Annotated in this window: 14 protein-coding genes; 5 read left to right on the top strand and 9 right to left on the bottom strand. The window is 62.7% G+C overall.

What is annotated here, in order from left to right:
* The first annotated feature begins 26 nt into the window (after nt 1-26).
* Nucleotides 27-299: a DUF2798 domain-containing protein gene (locus NKH99_RS10755; protein WP_023679921.1), complete on the top strand. Its 273-nt coding sequence runs from the start codon at nt 27-29 to the stop codon at nt 297-299.
* Between the two features lie 90 nt (nt 300-389).
* On the opposite strand, the gene NKH99_RS10750 is transcribed toward NKH99_RS10755, so the two are convergent.
* The 7 genes from NKH99_RS10750 to NKH99_RS10720 all read right to left on the bottom strand — a co-directional run bounded on the left by NKH99_RS10750 (nt 390) and on the right by NKH99_RS10720 (nt 7,847).
* Nucleotides 390-1,037, bottom strand: a complete 648-nt coding sequence (locus tag NKH99_RS10750) for a YiaD family glycine zipper/OmpA-like lipoprotein (protein ID WP_254817106.1) — start codon at nt 1,035-1,037, stop codon at nt 390-392.
* 174 nt (nt 1,038-1,211) lie between these two features.
* Nucleotides 1,212-1,580, bottom strand: coding sequence for a GFA family protein (locus NKH99_RS10745; RefSeq protein ID WP_023679923.1), 369 nt, complete (start codon nt 1,578-1,580; stop codon nt 1,212-1,214).
* Nucleotides 1,581-1,754: 174 nt separating this feature from the next.
* Nucleotides 1,755-2,141 carry a hypothetical protein gene (locus NKH99_RS10740; RefSeq protein ID WP_031212810.1) on the bottom strand — a complete coding sequence of 129 codons (387 nt, stop codon included), beginning with the start codon at nt 2,139-2,141 and terminating at the stop codon, nt 1,755-1,757.
* 473 nt (nt 2,142-2,614) lie between these two features.
* Nucleotides 2,615-3,746 (bottom strand): peptide chain release factor 2 gene (gene prfB, locus NKH99_RS10735; RefSeq protein ID WP_352451084.1). Its coding sequence is split into 2 segments (ribosomal slippage): nt 2,615-3,679 and nt 3,681-3,746, totalling 1,131 coding nucleotides; the frame shifts between segments, so codons are not numbered across the junction.
* A 167-nt stretch (nt 3,747-3,913) separates the two neighbouring features.
* On the bottom strand, nt 3,914-6,370 hold the full coding sequence (locus NKH99_RS10730) for a penicillin-binding protein 1A (protein WP_353014000.1): 2,457 nt from the start codon (nt 6,368-6,370) through the stop codon (nt 3,914-3,916).
* A gap of 30 nt (nt 6,371-6,400) precedes the next feature.
* Nucleotides 6,401-6,583 (bottom strand): hypothetical protein, encoded by a 183-nt coding sequence (locus tag NKH99_RS10725; RefSeq protein WP_352457449.1) that lies wholly within the window; start codon nt 6,581-6,583, stop codon nt 6,401-6,403.
* A 1-nt stretch (nt 6,584) separates the two neighbouring features.
* Nucleotides 6,585-7,847, bottom strand: coding sequence for an N-acetylmuramoyl-L-alanine amidase (locus tag NKH99_RS10720; protein ID WP_353013998.1), 1,263 nt, complete (start codon nt 7,845-7,847; stop codon nt 6,585-6,587).
* 668 nt (nt 7,848-8,515) lie between these two features.
* On the opposite strand from NKH99_RS10720, the gene NKH99_RS10715 reads away from it, so the two are divergent.
* On the top strand, nt 8,516-11,506 hold the full coding sequence (locus tag NKH99_RS10715; RefSeq protein WP_353013996.1) for an Rne/Rng family ribonuclease: 2,991 nt from the start codon (nt 8,516-8,518) through the stop codon (nt 11,504-11,506).
* Between the two features lie 105 nt (nt 11,507-11,611).
* On the opposite strand, the gene NKH99_RS10710 is transcribed toward NKH99_RS10715, so the two are convergent.
* On the bottom strand, nt 11,612-12,559 hold the full coding sequence (locus NKH99_RS10710; RefSeq protein WP_352501649.1) for a glutaminase: 948 nt from the start codon (nt 12,557-12,559) through the stop codon (nt 11,612-11,614).
* Nucleotides 12,560-12,570: 11 nt separating this feature from the next.
* Nucleotides 12,571-13,719: a pyridoxal phosphate-dependent aminotransferase gene (locus NKH99_RS10705; RefSeq protein WP_352501648.1), complete on the bottom strand. Its 1,149-nt coding sequence runs from the start codon at nt 13,717-13,719 to the stop codon at nt 12,571-12,573.
* Between the two features lie 144 nt (nt 13,720-13,863).
* On the opposite strand from NKH99_RS10705, the gene NKH99_RS10700 reads away from it, so the two are divergent.
* From NKH99_RS10700 to aroQ, 3 genes are all read left to right on the top strand, one after another.
* Nucleotides 13,864-15,258: a M48 family metalloprotease gene (locus NKH99_RS10700; RefSeq protein WP_353013994.1), complete on the top strand. Its 1,395-nt coding sequence runs from the start codon at nt 13,864-13,866 to the stop codon at nt 15,256-15,258.
* A gap of 70 nt (nt 15,259-15,328) precedes the next feature.
* The gene (locus NKH99_RS10695) at nt 15,329-16,132 is read left to right on the top strand and encodes a DsbA family protein (protein WP_352451092.1); all 804 of its coding nucleotides are present in this window, start codon (nt 15,329-15,331) and stop codon (nt 16,130-16,132) included.
* A gap of 163 nt (nt 16,133-16,295) precedes the next feature.
* Entirely contained in the window at nt 16,296-16,730 is a 435-nt protein-coding gene (gene aroQ / locus NKH99_RS10690) for a type II 3-dehydroquinate dehydratase (protein ID WP_023717478.1), read from the top strand.
* The last annotated feature ends 24 nt before the right edge of the window (nt 16,731-16,754 follow it).

The raw sequence follows: 16,754 nt of genomic DNA, 5'->3' as shown, positions 1-16,754 counted from the left end.
AAATTTTTTTGATTAGGAAGATTTCGATGCAAGCATCACCGGACCGAGCCTTCAAATTGAGAAAGCTGCCGCCCTCCTACGGCGCGGTGGTGATGCCGTTGGTTCTTTCGATTCTGATGTCCTCGATTGTCTCGGCGGTTTCGACGGCAATCGGCGCAGGCTGGACGAACGGGTTTATAGCGGCCTGGAGCTATGCGTGGGGCGCTTCATGGCTTGTCGCGTTTCCCAGTCTGCTGATTGTGCTTCCGATCGTGCGCCGAATCGTTGCCGCGATTGTCGATCAGCCGGCCCGGTCCTGACATCACGAACGAAGGGTGCCGGCGGACGGAGGGCCGACATAGCCATTAGAGCGGCCCCTTGCGGGGCCGCGGCCGGTTCGTGCGCTTGCCTCAGGTAAGCGGCGACAGCTGGATCTCGACGCGGCGGTTCTGAGCCCGGCCGGCAGCGGTCGCGTTGGAGGCGATCGGACGTGTCTTGCCGAAGCCGGTGACGGCGAAGCGGCGGGAATCGACGCCCTGTCCGGACAGATAGTTGGCGACCGCCAAAGCACGGCGCTGCGACAGGTCGAAATTGTGCTCGTCGCTGCCGGTCGAGTCGGTGTGGCCGAACACGTCGACGGTGGTCTGGCGGAACTTTTTCAGCACAAGGGCCACCGAATTCAGCACCGGATAGAAACCGGCCTTCACCGCGTCCTGGTCGACGTTGAAGGTGATGTCGGACGGCATATTGAGGATGATCTGATCGCCGGTGCGGGTGACGCTGACGCCTGTGCCCTGAAGCTGTCGGCGCAGTTCGGCCTCGTTCTGGTCCATGGTGGCACCGATGGCACCGCCGGCAAGCGCGCCGATGCCCGCGCCGATCAGCGCGTTGCGGCGGTCGTTACCGCCGGCAAGCATGCCGAGCCCGGCACCCGCCAAAGCACCGAGACCGGCGCCGGCAGCGGTGTTGGAAACCTTCTGTTCCCCGGTGTAGGGATCGGTGGTGCATGCGCTCACGAGCACAGCCGTCGCCACGACGGCGAGCACAATCTTTTTCATATGGTGGTCCCTCTCCATTCCACGGCCGCGCAACGGCGCACCGCATCAGCCCTTCCAGCGACTTGTAACATGAAATGCGGCGAAAAGCGGACCAGCAAAAGCCGCTGCCGCGGCTTTCCCCGGCTCAATTCCACACGCCTGCAGCGGCTCGCGCGACCACCGCAATTCGACCGGCTACCAGAGATTCTTGCCGTCGATGACCACCACTTCGACCTTGTCGAGATCGAAATCGTCGAACAGCCGCGAGTTCACGCTGATCTTCGGATTGTCGAAATTCGGCTCGCCTGTCGACCAGTCCGGCGTCTCGGTGAAGGTGCCACAGCCGCAGGTGGCGCAAAAGCCGTGTTTTATGGTTTTCGATCCCCACTGGTAGAACGAAACATTCTCCGGCGGGCTGGTGAGCCTGAATTGCGATGGGGTGTAATAGGCCCACAACGAACCGCGTTTCGAACAAAAGGAACAGGTGCATCGCGTCACTGTCTGCGGCGCTTGCGAAACCTCGAACGTCGTCGCCTTGCAGTGGCAGCTTGCCTTGATGGTCATGAATTGGTCCCTCACAATGCCGCCGCCCCGTACGGCAAAGGCAGCATAAAGAAACGCTCCTGACAACCGGTCAGCAGGCTTGTGAGCCTGCGATGCACAGATCGAAGGCCCATTGATCCAAAACCGCTGCACACGCTCGGGTCAGCCCGTGGGCAAGCTTTTGGGCGTCATGCGCTAGTAGGACGATGGGGGCACGAACAGGCAGATGGTCTTTCCGTCATTGGCACCGGCAACGGAGCACCAATGATATTCGCCGTCGGGCGAATTCTTGATCCGCTTGTCGCTATAGGCCACGACTTCCCCGGTTCCTTTGATGACATAGCCCTCGGGACGTTCGCTGATCGATGTCTGAGAGACCTCGCGGCAATCATAGCCCGAGCAGCAGGAGAACGGATAGCTCCAGCCTTGCGGCATTGCCGCGGTCGGCTTGGCATCATGCGCCAGAGCAGGCGCCGCAAATGGAATGGCGGCAGCAATCAAAACCACTGCCGCGACAAGTGAATTCAGGAGTCGGCGCGCCGTGCGGGCGACTGGGGCCGGTCTGGTTGTGAGAGCAGGCATGAGCGCAGTTCCTATCAACGGTTGTCAAGCATTTCGCTTGCCCGTTCCCGGAACGTGTCTTCCCAGTGGTCGGATCGTCAGGTCGCAGATACGCCGCGTCCGGCCATAAATGCTTTTTTCCTCCCCAGCGCATGAATGCTGGGCTGATTCCTTGGTTGGCGCAAGGAATTGCTGTCGCAACCGAACGCCGACCTCTGCAGCCGGAACCAACCTGCCGTCCTGATTGACGAAACCTGGTCAACCCCGGCAGCGGGATCGCCAATAACGGGATTTGGCTCGCGCTGGTTCCAGGCTTGGCACCGGCAGGCCCGAGGCATCCGCGTCAAAAGCCGAAATCGATTTTGAAAAACTCTACGAAAAACAAAGTTGTAGAACGACAGGTAGGTGCAAATTGAGAGCTCGTCACTCTCGCACGATGGCCGTAACTCTCGCGTGATGAACCCACATTCCTGCCGGATTGGTGCCCGGCGGCCTCAGTCGATATCGGCCACCGTTTCGCCGGCGCCACCCTCGATCCGCTGCGACAGCGAGGCTTCCATGAAATCGTCGAGGTCGCCGTCGAGCACGCTCGACGGGCTGGTGCTCTCGACACCGGTGCGCAGATCTTTCACCAACTGATAGGGCTGCAGCACGTAGGACCGTATCTGGTGGCCCCAGCCGATATCGCTCTTCGACGCTTCCGTGGCGTTCGCCACGGCTTCGCGCTTCTTCAGCTCTTCCTCGTAAAGCCGCGAGCGCAACATTTCCCACGCCTTGGCCTTGTTCTTGTGCTGGGAGCGCTCCGCCTGGCAGGCGACCGCGATGCCGGTGGCGAGATGGGTGATGCGCACGGCCGAATCGGTGGTGTTGACGTGCTGGCCGCCCGATCCCGAGGAACGATACGTGTCGATACGGACGTCGGATTCGGAAACGTCGATGTCGATCGTATCGTCGATGACGGGATAGACCCAGACGCTGGCGAAGGAGGTGTGGCGGCGCGCATTGCTGTCATACGGCGAAATGCGCACGAGACGATGCACGCCGGATTCCGTCTTCAGCCAGCCGTAGGCGTTGTGGCCCTTGATCAGCAGCGTGGCGGACTTGATGCCGGCTTCTTCACCGTCATGTACTTCCAGCACTTCGACCTTGAAGCGGCGGCGCTCGGCCCAGCGCGTATACATGCGCAGAAGCATCGAGGCCCAGTCCTGGCTTTCGGTGCCGCCGGCGCCAGCATGGACTTCCAGATAGCTATCGTTGGCGTCAGCCTCGCCCGACAGCAGCGTTTCGATCTGGCGCGCCTTGGCCTCGCCGCGCATCGAGCGGATCGCCGCTTCGGCCTCCGCGATGACGCCCTCGTCGCCCTCTTCCTCGCCAAGCTCGATCAGGCCGATATTGTCTTCCAGGGCCTGGGTGAGGCCTTTGACCGCGGCAATACCTTCCTCGAGGCCCTGACGCTCGCGCATCAGCTTTTGCGCTTCCAGCGGCTCGTTCCAGAGGCTCGAATCCTCGGCACGGACATTCAGGTACTCAAGCCGCTTTATGGCTTGATCCCAGTCAAAGATGCCTCCTCAGCAGGGTTATCGCCTGCCTGATCTCGTCGACAATATTTTGCGTTTCCGCGCGCATGGCTGGCTGTTCTGTCCTGTTGCTGGATGGCGGTTTGGTGGCGCGATACATAGGGACGGCACGGTCTCCTGTAAAGCGCCGGCCCCTGTAATGTACCGGCCCCTGTAAAGCGGAATGGACCGGCTCGACCATGATCGTCAAGCCGGCCCGACCCGATGTAGCGATTGTCAGTAGAGCCCGCCGCCGCCGGACTGGATGGCCTGGTTGGCCTGCGGCGACAGCGCCCCGCCGGTGGCGTTGGAGCCGTCCGCACCCATGCCGATCACCCAGTAGCTGTCGGCGGGACCGGTACCCGGTTTGAAGGCTTCGATGATGGTTCCGGCGTCGCCCGCGTTGGCCCGCATGCCGGTCTTGCGATTGATCGCAATCAGCTTCATGCCTTCCGGAACCTTGAAGTCGACATTGGGCGTGCCATCCAGCGCCACGCGCATGAAATCCTTGAAGATCGGCGCGGCAAGGCCGCCGCCGGTCGCGCCCTTGCCAAGACCTTTCGGCTGATCGTAGCCCATATAGAGGCCGACAACGAGGTTCGGCGTATAGCCGATGAACCAGGCATCCTTTTCGTCGTTGGTCGTTCCGGTCTTGCCGGCGATGTGACGGCCGAGTTCGTTGATGGTGGCGCCGGTACCGCGTTGCACGACGCCCTCCATCATCGATGTGATCTGGTAGGCAGTCATCGGATCGAGCACCTGCTCGGAGTTGTCGACCAGTTCCGGCTCTGGCTGGTCCTGCCACTCGGCGGCATTGCAGTTTGAGCAGCCGCGTTCGTCCTGCCTAAAGACGGTCTTGCCGTAGCGATCCTGGATGCGGTCGATCAGCGACGGCTTGATCGACTTGCCGCCATTGGCCATGATCGAATAGGCCGACACCATGCGCATCACCGTCGTCTCGCCGGATCCCAGTGCCATCGGCAGATACGGCGCCAGGTGGTCGTAGACACCGAAACGCTCGGCATATTCCACGACCAGCTTCATGCCCATATCGTTGGCAAGCCGCACCGTCATCAGGTTGCGCGATTTCTCGATGCCGGACCGCAAGGTCGCCGGGCCGGCCACCGTTCCGTCGTAATTCTTGGGCGTCCAGGTCGTGTTGCCGCTCTGGATGGTGATCGGCCCGTCCATGATCACGGAGGCGGGCGTATAGCCATTGTCGAGGGCGGCCGAATAGACGATCGGCTTGAACGACGACCCGGGCTGGCGCATGGCCTGCGTCGCCCGGTTGAACTCCGACTGCGCGTAGGAGAAACCGCCGACCATGGCCAGGACGCGTCCGGTATGCGGGTCCATGGCGATCAGGCCGCCTTCCACTTCGGGAACCTGGCGCAAGCTGTAGTTGTTGTCCGAGCCGTCGTTCTTCTGCACGAAAATCACGTCGCCCGGCTTCAGCACGTCGGCGGGCGACTTCGCCTTGACGGTCCTGCCGTCGACGACGTGGCGCATGGCGAAGCTCATGTCTTCCTTGCTGACGGTGCCTTCGACGCGGTCCTTGACGATTTCGCCGGAGATCTGGCGCGTCGGCTGCAGGCCGATGGACAGGCCGGTGGCCGAGCTGTCGAGCACGACGGCGAGCGACCATTCCGGAACGTCCTCCAACCGCTTGACGTTGCCCAGCGGCACGCCCCAGTCGCCGGAAACGTCGATGCTCGTGACCGGCCCGCGGTAGCCGCGCAGCGTGTCGAACTTCATAAGTCCGTTCTGCATGGCCTTGCGGGCAATCAGCTGCATCTTCGGATCCAGTGTCGTGCGGACGGAAAGGCCGCCTTCGTAGAGCGCATTCTCGCCGTAGCGCGCGATGATCTGGCGACGCACTTCCTCGGTGAAATACTCCCCGGCGAAGAGATAGTTGCCGGTGCGGCGCGGCGTGACGCCGAGCGGCTCGGCCTTGGCCTTCTCGCCTTCCTCATGCGTGACGTAGCCGTTCTCGACCATCTGGTCGATGACCCAGTTGCGGCGCTCCAAGGCGCGATCGGCATGCTTGAAGGGATGGTAGTTGTTCGGCCCCTTCGGCAGGGAGGCGAGATAGGCGGCTTCGGCGACGGTGAGCTCGTTCACCGATTTGTCGAAATAGGTGAGCGCAGCACCGGCGACGCCATAGGCGCCGAAGCCGAAGAAAATCTCGTTGAGATAGAGCTCGAGAATGCGATCCTTCGAGTAGGCCTGCTCGATGCGGAAGGCGAGGATCATCTCCTTGATCTTGCGCTCGTAGGTCTGGTCTGAAGACAACAGGAAGTTCTTCGCCACCTGCTGGGTAATCGTCGAGGCGCCGACCTGGCGCTTTCCCGAACCAACATTCTGCAGGTTGACGACAATGGCCCGGCCAAGGCCGGTCACGTCGATGCCGGGGTGATTGTAAAAATTCTTGTCCTCGGCCGACAGGAAGGCCGCCTTGACACGATCCGGGATCGCCTGAATCGGCAGATAAAGCCGCCGCTCACGCGCGTATTCGGCCATCAGCGCGCCATCCGACGCGTGGATGCGGGTCGTCACCGGCGGCTCGTATTTGGCTAGCACCTCGTAATCGGGCAGGTCCTTCGACAAATGGCCGATATAGATCGCCACGCCCGCCGCGACCAAAAGGGCCAGCGTCGTGCCGATGCCGAAGAAATAGCCAATGAGACGAATCATACCCGCTCCAGTCCTTGGTTCGGGAATTTCCTAAACGAAGCCGCCCTTCACGCAAGCTTTCGGGACGATCCCAAACCGTAATCGCAAAATCCATGTCGCGACCATGTGGGCAAAATACGGCAGCGCGGGATTTCGGTTTCGAATGCCGGAAATAAAAGCACAGGGTGTTGTCGCCGTGCAACGCTGCTTCAGGTTGTGGGCGCCGGCGGACATTTCAGCCTCCGGCCCCCGTTCCGCTCTTGGCCGAAGCAAACAGGGCAACGGCGTTGGTTATGCTCTGGGTCGCCTTGTTGCGCCAATCGGCGCTGAGCAACTGCGCTTCGTCCTTGGCGTTCGACAGATAGCCGAGTTCGACCAGCACGGATGGAACGTCCGGCGCCTTCAGCACCTTGAAGCCGGCAGAACGCTGCGGGTTGTTGATCAGACCGACGCTGGTGGAAAGCTGGCCGACGAGAGTATGGGCGAAGCTCATCGAAAAATTATGCGTCTCGCGGCGGATCAGGTCGATCAGGATATCGGTCACTTCCTTGCTGTCGTCCTTGATCTCCATGCCGGCGAACTGGTCGGAAAGATTTTCACGGTCGGCAAGCGCCTGCGCCTCGGGATCGGAAGCCTTGTCGGACACGGTGTAGACGGTTGCGCCGCGAATGCCCTTGAGGCTGATCGTGTCCGCATGGATCGAGATGAGCAGGTCGGCCTCATGCTGGCGGGCAATGCGCACGCGGTCGTCGAGCCGCAGGAACTCGTCCGTTTCGCGCGTCAGGAACACGTCGTATTTGCCGCTGGCGGCGAGCTTGTCGCGCAGTTCCATGGCAAAGGCGAGCGTCACGTTCTTTTCGACCGTCCCGTTCAGGCCCTCGGCACCGCCGTCGATGCCGCCATGGCCGGGATCGATGACGACGGTGAAATGATGGCCCGGATTGGAGACCGGCCCGGTACCGACCCTGCCGGCCTTGTCGGCGGAGACCGTCGAACCGGTGGTCAGCGCCTGATTGGCGAGCGCTGCGTCGAATTCCCGCTGCGAGGCCGCCGACATGTCGATGGCAATGCGGTAGCCATTGCCGTCACCGTTCTTGAGCACGTCGAGATTGTCGACGGCGAACGGTCCCTTGCCGGTGAGAATCAGCCGCGATTTCCCCTCGCCGAGCTCGCCGTAACGCACGGCGCGGACAAGGCCGCGCGGCTTTACATCCTTGGCATTGAGGGCAAATTTGGTGGCCGGCAGATCGATGACCAGGCGATTGGGGCCGCGCAGCAGGAACCATTTGATGTCGGGCTCGCGGTCGAAATTGATGACGATGCGCATCTTGGTGGCATCGCCGGCCATCTTGTAGCTTATGGCGCCGAGCGGTACGTCGGCAGCACGCGAAAGCGGCGAAAAGACCAGGCAAGCCAGGATCAGCGGCAGCAGGCAGGCGGTGCGGAAGAACCAGCCTCCATGATGACGGCCCTTGTCTGCGAAGCCTGCCAGTCCCATCTTTCTACCAATCGCTCCCGTTTTGGCGTCATGCCCGATCGCTTGTCGAAGTGCCCTGTCGCTTGTCAAAGTGCCGGCAGACCGCGAACTCGATTAACGATTGGTATCCAGAGAAGGTTAACCAAGCCTTTTCATGGAAGGCTTGGGACCGGGGCTTCCGCTGCGGAACGGCTTTTTGCCGGCATCGGGAATCGGGGTTGCCTTCCAACCCGCCAAATCATAAAAGCGATGGTGGATCACTGCAATCCTGGAACCGTCCTCCTCCGCAGCTTCCTGCTACAGGTCAGACGCAAGACGGCTCCTTTCGCTTCAGGCGAAGAAGGCATCGGTGATCGCGACGATTTTCGCAGGCGTGCTCCCGTGGCGGGGGAATCGCCTGCGTGAGCAAAACGGCCGGGATTGTCCCGTGCCGGCTCTGTATGAGCAAACAAGCTGGTCCGGTTTTTTCCGGGCTTAGGTTCAAAAGGTTCTGCTGGTGACGATGGCTTCAAGCGCAATCATGGAAAGGTCCGCAACAAACCGCGCCACTACGGCTGCGGGCGGCACCGCCATGGCGCTCAGGCAGCGGCCGGCGGACGTTCAATTGTCCGGCACCCATGTTCCAGGTCCACGGCAGCGGGCATTGCCTCGCAAGCTGCGGCCGACGGCTGCCGGGGGGAAACGAAATAATGCCCAACAAAATGCTGATAGACGCCTCCCACCCGGAGGAAACACGCGTTGTCGTCGTTCGCGGTAACCGTATTGAAGAATTCGACTTTGAATCCCAGGACAAGAAGCAGCTCAAAGGAAACATCTATCTCGCCCGCGTAACGCGCGTCGAACCTTCCCTTCAGGCAGCCTTTGTCGAATATGGCGGCAACCGTCACGGTTTCCTCGCCTTCAGTGAAATACACCCCGACTACTACCAGATTCCGGTCGCCGACCGTCAGGCGCTGCTGCGTGCGGAAGCACAGGAAGCCCAGGACGAAGAGGACGAGGAAGCCGCCGAAGGCGAGGACCGCCAGAGCCGCGACCGTGGCAAGCGCGGACGCCGGCGCGGCGGCAAGAGCCGCGACCGCGGCGAGCACAGGCGCGAGGCAGGCGCGGCCGACGGCGAGAACGGCGAAGATGCCGTCGCAGAAAAGCTGGATGCCGTTGACGACAACACCATGTCCGACATTGCCGGACAGAGCGAGGGTGCCGCCGGGCAGAGCGATGAAGCCGCCGATCGCGGTGAGACCGAGCCGTCCGAAGGCGGTTCCAGTTCCATCGCTGCCAACGTCGATGCCGACGTAATCTCGGAAGCCGTCCCACAAGTCGAGGTAAGCGGGCCCGAGACAAGCGGGGCCGAGACAAGCGGCGAAGCAACCTCCGAAGACAATGATCGCGGCATGCTGGAAGAGGTGCAATCCTCGCATCCGGACGATCACGAGGTCGAATCGGTCGGCGCCGAGGACGCGCTGGAAGAAGTGCGCAACCGCCGCAAGCCGGTCCGTCGCCAGTACAAGATCCAGGAAGTGATCAAGCGCCGGCAGATCCTGCTGGTGCAGGTCGTCAAGGAAGAGCGCGGCAACAAGGGTGCAGCGCTGACCACCTACCTGTCGTTGGCCGGCCGCTATTCGGTGCTGATGCCGAACACGGCCCGCGGCGGCGGTATTTCGCGCAAGATCACCAATGCGCAGGACCGCAAGCGGCTGAAGGAAGTGGTCGCCGATCTCGAAGTGCCGCAAGGCATGGGTGTCATCCTGCGTACGGCAGGCGAAAGCCGCACCAAGGCAGAGATCAAGCGCGACTACGAATATTTGATGCGGCTTTGGGAAAACGTCCGCAATCTGACGCTGCAATCCACGGCCCCTGCCCTGGTTTACGAGGAAGGCAGCCTGATCAAGCGCTCGGTGCGCGACCTTTACAACAAGGATATCGACGAGATCCTGGTTTCCGGCGAAGAAGGCTACCGCGAGGCCAAGGACTTCATGCGCATGCTGATGCCGAGCCACGCCAAGGTGGTTCAGCCGTTCCGCGACACGACGCCGATCTTTGTGCGCAACGGCATCGAAGCGCAGCTCGACCGCATGCTGCAGCCGCAGGTGACGCTGAAGAGCGGCGGCTACATCATCATCAACCAGACGGAAGCGCTGGTCGCCATCGACGTCAATTCGGGCCGTTCCACCAAGGAGCACTCGATCGAGGACACCGCACTTCACACCAATCTGGAAGCCGCCGAGGAAGTCGCCCGGCAATTGAGGCTGCGCGATCTCGCCGGCCTCATCGTCATCGACTTCATCGATATGGAGGAGAACCGCAACAACCGCTCCGTCGAGAAGCGGCTGAAGGATCACCTCAAGAACGATCGTGCCCGCATCCAGGTCGGCCGCATCTCGCATTTCGGCCTGATGGAGATGTCGCGCCAGCGCATCCGTGCCAGCGTGCTGGAATCGACGATGAAGCCTTGCCCGCATTGCGGCGGCACCGGCCATGTGCGCTCCGATTCGTCGGTCGCGCTGATGGTGGTGCGGGCAATCGAGGAATTCCTGCTCAAGGATTCGCGCAGCCACATCACGGTGCGGACGCCGGCGGCGACCGCGCTCTATGTGCTCAATCACAAGCGCGGCACGCTGGTGGAATTCGAGCACCGCTTCGGCGTGACCATCACCATCGAAGCCGATGACGCGGTCGGTGCACAACACTATGCCATCTTCCGCGGCGCGCTGGCCGAAAAGCCGGAAGGCTTTGTCGAGGCGCGCACGTTCCCGGCCTATGTCGAGCCGGAAGAACCCGAGGACGAGATCGTCATCGAAGAGGAAGACGAGGCACCGGTGCAGGCCGAGCAGCCACGCCCTGCCCAGCAGCCGCAGCAGCCAAGGTCCGGCGAGGACGTCGAAGGCCGCGATCGCAAGCGCCGCAAGCGCCGCAGACGGCGCGGCGGCAAGGATCGTGAACATGGGGATCGTGAACACGGGGAACGCGAACATGGCGATCGCGAGCATGGCGCTGCTGTGGAAGGTGCTTCCGTTTCGGCGCCGATAGACGATGCCTTCGTCGCCGCCGGCGATCAAGGTGCCGAAGCGGAACTTGAAGCGCCGGCCGGTGTTGCCGAAACGCCGGAAGCGGCGGACGACGGTCACGGCAAGAAGCGCCGGCGCGGCAAGCGCGGCGGCAAGCGCAATCGCCGCGAAGAGGGCGAAGGCGAGATCGAAGCCAGCGCCGGCGAGCCGGCCGCCATGACGGAAGGTGCCGTGTCGGAAGCAGAGCCCGTGACCGGCGAGCCGGAGGGTGCGCCGCCGGCCGAAGAGCTTGCGGTGCGTGCTCCGGCGAACGACGACACGCCGAGCGCCGAAAAGCCGAAGAAGCCGCGCCGTACCGCCAAGCCGAAGAAAGTTGCGGCGGAAGCAGTTGCCGAGATTGCGGGCGCCGAGACATCGGCTGCCGAGGCCGCCTCCGTGGCTTCCGGCGAGACCGCTGCGCCGGCTTCGCAGGAGACTGAAGTGGCGGCTGCCGAGGAAACGCCGAAGGTCCGGCCGTCGCGGCGCAAACCGGTACCGGTGGATGCTCCGGTCGTGCCGGTCGTCTCCTCGATCGTCCCGGACGAGGCAAAGACCGACGAGGCAAAGACCGAGGAAGCAAAGGCCGAGGACAAGCCGAAGCGTGCCGGCTGGTGGCAACGGAAGGGCTTTTTCTAAGCCTTTCCGCGCATTAGCCAGACTTTCTGATTAAAAAAAATCCCGCGTCGCCGATCGGCTGCGCGGGATTTTTTTGCCCCAATTCAGGCGACAACACTATGGTGACTATGGCGCGAAGATCGACCAGTTCATCGTCTTCGCCAGTTTTTCCAGCGCGATCGAACCCAGCCTGGAATTGCCGTTGGCGTTGAGGCCTGGCGACCAGACGGCAAGCGAGGCGACGCCCGGCACGATCCCCAATATGCCGCCGCCAACGCCGCTCTTGCCGGGAATGCCTACGCGGAAAGCGAAGTCGCCGGAGCCGTCATAGTGGCCGCAGGTCAGCATCATCGCACCGATGCGGCGGGCGCGCTCTGCCGAGACGACGGAATGCCCGGTCGCCGGGTTCTTGCCGCCATTGGCAAGGAAGCGGCCAGCCAGGGCCAGTTGCCGGCAGCTCATGGCGATAGCGCAATGGTGGAAATAGACGCCCAGCGCCAGTTCCGGCGCATGGTGAAGATTGCCGAACGATTTCATGTAATTGGCAAGCGCGAAATTGCGAAAGCCGGTGGCGCGTTCGGACGCCGCGACCTCGCGGTCGATGACGATGGTGTCGTCATCGGCCAGGAACTGGATGAAGCGCAGGATCTCGCCGATCGCCTCGCGCGGCTGATGGCCGGCAAGCAGGATGTCGGAGACGACGATGGCGCCGGCATTGATGAATGGATTGCGCGGAATGCCGTTCTCGTGCTCGAGCTGGACGATCGAGTTGAACGGATTGCCCGAAGGTTCGCGCCCAACCCGCTGCCACAGCGCGTCGCCGACATTGCCGAGCGCCAGCGTCAGCGTGAACACCTTTGAGATGCTCTGGATCGAAAACGCCTCGTCGGCGTCGCCCGCGGTCAGCATGCGGCCGTCATTGGTCACCGCGGCAATGCCGAATTTTTTCGGATCGATCTTGCCGAGCTGGGGGATATAGCTGGCGACGTCGCCGCGATCGGTACGCTCCGCCATTTCGGCAGCGACCTCGCGCAACGCCTGTTCAAGCTGGGGCGCCTGTTCAAGCTCCGGCATCGTCGCCCCCGCTACTTCAGCCAGCGTTCGATACGCGCCATCGCCTCGACCATGTCGTCGTGGCTGCCGGCATAGGAAAAGCGCATCGTGCGATGGCCTTGCAGCGGGTCGAAATCGCGGCCCGGCGTCGCCGCCACATGCGCCTCGGCAAGCATCCGGCGCGCAAACGCCATGCTGTCATTGGTGTGCCTGGTGACGTCGCAGAAGGCGTAGAACGCGCCGTCCATAGGCGCGGCCAAAGCAAAGCCGAGCTCCGGCAGGCGTTGCATCAGGAGCTCGCGGTTCCAGGCATAGCGCGCCTTCACCGCTTCCAGCTCTGGCGTCGCCTTGAACGCCTCGATCGCGGCAATCTGGGACAGTTCGGGCGGCGAGATGTAGAGGCTCTGGGCGATGCGCTCGACCGGCCGCACCAGTTCCTGCGGCAGCACCATCCAGCCGATGCGCCAGCCGGTCATGCAATAATATTTCGAGAAGGAATTGATCACCGTCACATCCGCGCCGAAAGCAAGCGCCGTCGTGTCGGGCGCCGCATAGGCCAGCCGGTGATAGATTTCGTCCGAGATGACGGCGATGCCGAGCTCTTGCGCCGTTTTGACCAGCGCCTCGAGATCGCCGGCGGGAATGACCGCGCCGGTCGGGTTGGCCGGGCTGGCGAACAGCACGCCCTTCAGCGGTTTTTCGCGATGCGCGGCTTGCAGGTGCTCGGCATGCAGATAGGCGGCGCCGTCCAACTCGATCTCGGCGATGTCGATGCCGAGCGCGGCCATGATGTTGCGATAGGCAGGATAGCCGGGCGCAGCGATGGCGACGCGGTCGCCTGGATCGAACATTGCCAGGAAAGCGAGGTTGAAGGCAGCCGACGATCCGGTGGTGACGGCTATCCGCTCGGGCGAAACGTCAAGCCCGTAATGCTCGCCATAATGCGCCGCGATCGCCTTGCGCAGGCCGGCGAGGCCCAGCGCGTCGGTATAGCCGATGCGGCCTGTTTTCAAGGCATTGGCCGCCGCTTCGCGAACCCCGGCCGGCGCCGGATCGGAAGGCTGGCCGACGGCCATGGAAACGACCGGCAGGCCCTTGGCTTTCAGCCGATTCGCCTCGGCCAGGATGTCCATGGCATGGAACGGTTCGACCGCGCCGCGGCGCGAAAGCGAAACAACCATTTTCAATCCACCACACTTGTCCGCACGTGCCGGCCATGCTGGCCGCGCCGCACAAATGCCCGATTGGTGTGGGGATCACAAGTTCGGTAAGTTTAGGCTGCCGACTTTTCATCCTTCGCCCACTCGTCTACCAGTGGACCTGCCATGTTGAGCCGACCCAAATCGACGATCGCCAGGACAGCGCGCGCCCTCGCGATGCTTTCGCTTGCCGCGGTGGTCGCCATGGCCGGCTCGGTCAATGCCTTTGCCCAGAATGTGCCGGTTGTGCGCGACGCCGAGATCGAGGCGCTGGTGCGCGATTACGCGCGGCCGATCTTCAAGGCGGCGGGCTTGTCGGGCGACGCCATCAACATCGTGCTGGTCAACGACCAGAGCTTCAACGCCTTTGTTGCCGGCCGCCGGCTGTTCATCAACACCGGCGCGCTGATGACGGCCGAAACGCCCAACGAGATCATTGGCGTCATTGCCCACGAGGCCGGCCATATCGCCGGCGGACACCAGCAGAAATTGCGAGAACAGCTCGAGCGCGCCAAGACGATGGCGATCCTGGCGACGCTGCTTGGCGCCGGCGCCATGGTGGCCGGCGCCACCAGCAACAGCCGCGGTCTCGCCGGCGCCGGCATGGGCGTGGTGGCCGGCGGCGGCGAGATGGCGCAACGCAGTATCCTCGCTTATCAGCGCACCGAAGAGATGACCGCCGACCGTTCGGCGATCACCTATCTCAATGCAACCGGCCAGTCCGGCATGGGCATGCTGAAGACGTTTGGCCGCTTCCAGAACGCATTGTCGCTCTCGGGCGCGCAAGTCGATCCCTACAGGATCAGCCATCCGATGCCGCAGGAGCGTATCGCCAATCTCGAAGTGCTGGTGAAGCAGAGCCCTTACGTCGACAAGGTCGACCCGCCGGCACTGCAGCAGCGCCACGACATGATGCGCATCAAGATCGCCGCCTACATGCAGGGCCAGGCGGCGGCGTCGCGATTGATGCGCAAGAACCCCGGCAGCCTCGCCTCACGCTATGGCGACGCGCAGATGACCTATCTGTTCGGCAATCTGGCGTCGGCGCTCACCAAGACCAACGCGTTGATCAAGGAACAGCCGAAAAATCCCTATTTCCAGGAATTACGCGGCGACATCCTGATGAAGGCGAACCGGCCGAAGGATGCGGCGGACGCCTATGCCAAGTCGGTCAGCCTCGATCCGGCGCGATCGGGGCTGCTGCCGGTCTCTTACGGCCAGGCGCTGATGGCGATCGGCACGCAGGATTCGCTGAAGAAGGCGGTGGCGCAGATCAACACCGGCCTCGGACGGGATCGCGAAAACGCCGCCGGATACCGCTATCTGGCACAGGCTTACGGGGAACTCGGCAACATCCCGGCCGCCGAGCTTGCAACCGCCGAAGGGCATTTCTATTCCGGCGACTACAAGAATGCGAAAATCTTCGCCATGCGGGCGCAGCAGAGCATGAAGCGGGGCGAGCCGGGCTGGCTTCGCGCGCAGGACATTATAAACTACGCACCATCAGGTAAGAAGAAGTGAACCGTTCGGACGCAGGCTGCGACACAGCCAAACCGGGCGGACCCGAACACAGGCAAGAGGATCGAGGATCATGACAAAGGCAATTCTGCTGGGCACTACCGGAGTGGCAGCGGCTCTCGCGATGCTGGCGTTCGGCTTCGTCGCCGGCAATCCGCAGACGGCGAAGGCCGGCACGGCACAGCTTGCCCAGACGACGTCCTCAGGTACCAAGCTCGACCGTGCCGAAGTCGAAGGCATCGTCCGCGACTATCTGCTGAAGAACCCGGAAGTGCTTCTGGAAGCCCAGCAGGCACTCGAGGCCAAGCAGAAGGAAGAACAGCGCGTCGCCAGTCTCGGCGTCATCAAAGACGCCAAGGACCAGATCTTCAATTCCTCATTCGACGGTGTTGTCGGCAATCCGAACGGCAAGGTCACCATCGTCGAATTCTATGATTATAATTGCGGCTACTGCAAACGCGCCATCGACGACATGCGCGCGCTGACCAAGGCCGATCCGGACCTGCGCTTCGTACTCAAGGAGTTCCCGATCCTCGGCCCGGATTCGCAGAAGGCGAGCGTCGTCTCGATGGCCTTCCATTTGATGAAGCCGGAGAAATACGGCGAATTCCATAATGCGCTGCTCGGCGGCCAGGGGCGCGCCACCGAGGCGGCGGCAATCAAGGTGGCGCTGTCGCTCGGCGCCGACGAGGCGGCGCTGCGCGAAAAGATGAAGGACCCGAGCATCACCGAGGCCTTCTCCAAGACCTATGATCTCGCCACCAAGCTCGCCATCACCGGAACGCCGTCCTATGTCGTCGGCAACGAGGTGGTGTTCGGCGCGCTTGGCCAGGAAGTGCTGGCCGAAAAGATCGAGGCTGCGAAGGCCGCGCTCTGATCAGCATTCGGGTTTCGATTAGGCTGCGGGTTTCCAGCACGGGCCGTTTTCCGGCTGTTGTGGACGGCGAAAGAACGCACTTGCGCTCTTTTCGCCAGCGTCTATGCCCATTATAGAGGGTCCGGCGCGCCGGCTTAGCCGCGCCGGGAAAGGTCGGCATTTTTTGAAAACGGTTTTCGTCCTGAACGGCCCCAATCTCAACGCGCTCGGCAAGCGCGAGCCGGGCATCTATGGCGGCAAGACGCTTGCCGCGATCGCCGACGACTGCAAGCAGGCAGGTGCCGCACTTGGGCTGGAGATCGATTTCCGCCAGTCGAACCATGAGGGCGACCTCGTCGACTGGATCCACGAGGCCGCCGACAAGGCCGCCGCGATCGTCATCAATCCGGGCGCCTACGGCCATACCTCGATCGCCATTCACGATGCCATCCGCGCCGTCGCGCCGCTGCCGGTTGCTGAGGTGCATCTCTCCAACATCCACGCCCGGGAACCATTCCGCCACGTCTCCATGGTCGCGCCGGTCGCCGTCGGCATGATCTGCGGGTTCGGGCCGCTCGGCTACACGCTGGCGCTGCAGGCGCTGGCTGCACGCCTATGACCGGCCAACAAACAGAAGGCTCGA

The organism is Mesorhizobium sp. M0854 (assembly GCF_040319815.1).
In the GTDB taxonomy this organism is placed as follows: Bacteria; Pseudomonadota; Alphaproteobacteria; order Rhizobiales; family Rhizobiaceae; genus Mesorhizobium.
Note: the sequence above shows the minus strand (reverse complement) of the source record. Positions and strands in the feature narration are given on the sequence as shown.

What these genes read in the sequence shown, in the direction of transcription:
- NKH99_RS10725 (WP_352457449.1), bottom strand. Translation starts at nt 6,583, where the DNA reads ATGTCCGCCGGCGCCCACAACCTGAAGCAGCGTTGCACGGCGACAACA.
- NKH99_RS10750 (WP_254817106.1), bottom strand. Translation starts at nt 1,037, where the DNA reads ATGAAAAAGATTGTGCTCGCCGTCGTGGCGACGGCTGTGCTCGTGAGC.
- NKH99_RS10755 (WP_023679921.1), top strand. Translation starts at nt 27, where the DNA reads ATGCAAGCATCACCGGACCGAGCCTTCAAATTGAGAAAGCTGCCGCCC.
- NKH99_RS10705 (WP_352501648.1), bottom strand. Translation starts at nt 13,719, where the DNA reads ATGGTTGTTTCGCTTTCGCGCCGCGGCGCGGTCGAACCGTTCCATGCC.
- NKH99_RS10710 (WP_352501649.1), bottom strand. Translation starts at nt 12,559, where the DNA reads ATGCCGGAGCTTGAACAGGCGCCCCAGCTTGAACAGGCGTTGCGCGAG.
- NKH99_RS10715 (WP_353013996.1), top strand. Translation starts at nt 8,516, where the DNA reads ATGCCCAACAAAATGCTGATAGACGCCTCCCACCCGGAGGAAACACGC.
- NKH99_RS10745 (WP_023679923.1), bottom strand. Translation starts at nt 1,580, where the DNA reads ATGACCATCAAGGCAAGCTGCCACTGCAAGGCGACGACGTTCGAGGTT.
- NKH99_RS10695 (WP_352451092.1), top strand. Translation starts at nt 15,329, where the DNA reads ATGACAAAGGCAATTCTGCTGGGCACTACCGGAGTGGCAGCGGCTCTC.
- NKH99_RS10740 (WP_031212810.1), bottom strand. Translation starts at nt 2,141, where the DNA reads ATGCCTGCTCTCACAACCAGACCGGCCCCAGTCGCCCGCACGGCGCGC.
- NKH99_RS10720 (WP_353013998.1), bottom strand. Translation starts at nt 7,847, where the DNA reads ATGGGACTGGCAGGCTTCGCAGACAAGGGCCGTCATCATGGAGGCTGG.
- NKH99_RS10700 (WP_353013994.1), top strand. Translation starts at nt 13,864, where the DNA reads ATGTTGAGCCGACCCAAATCGACGATCGCCAGGACAGCGCGCGCCCTC.
- NKH99_RS10730 (WP_353014000.1), bottom strand. Translation starts at nt 6,370, where the DNA reads ATGATTCGTCTCATTGGCTATTTCTTCGGCATCGGCACGACGCTGGCC.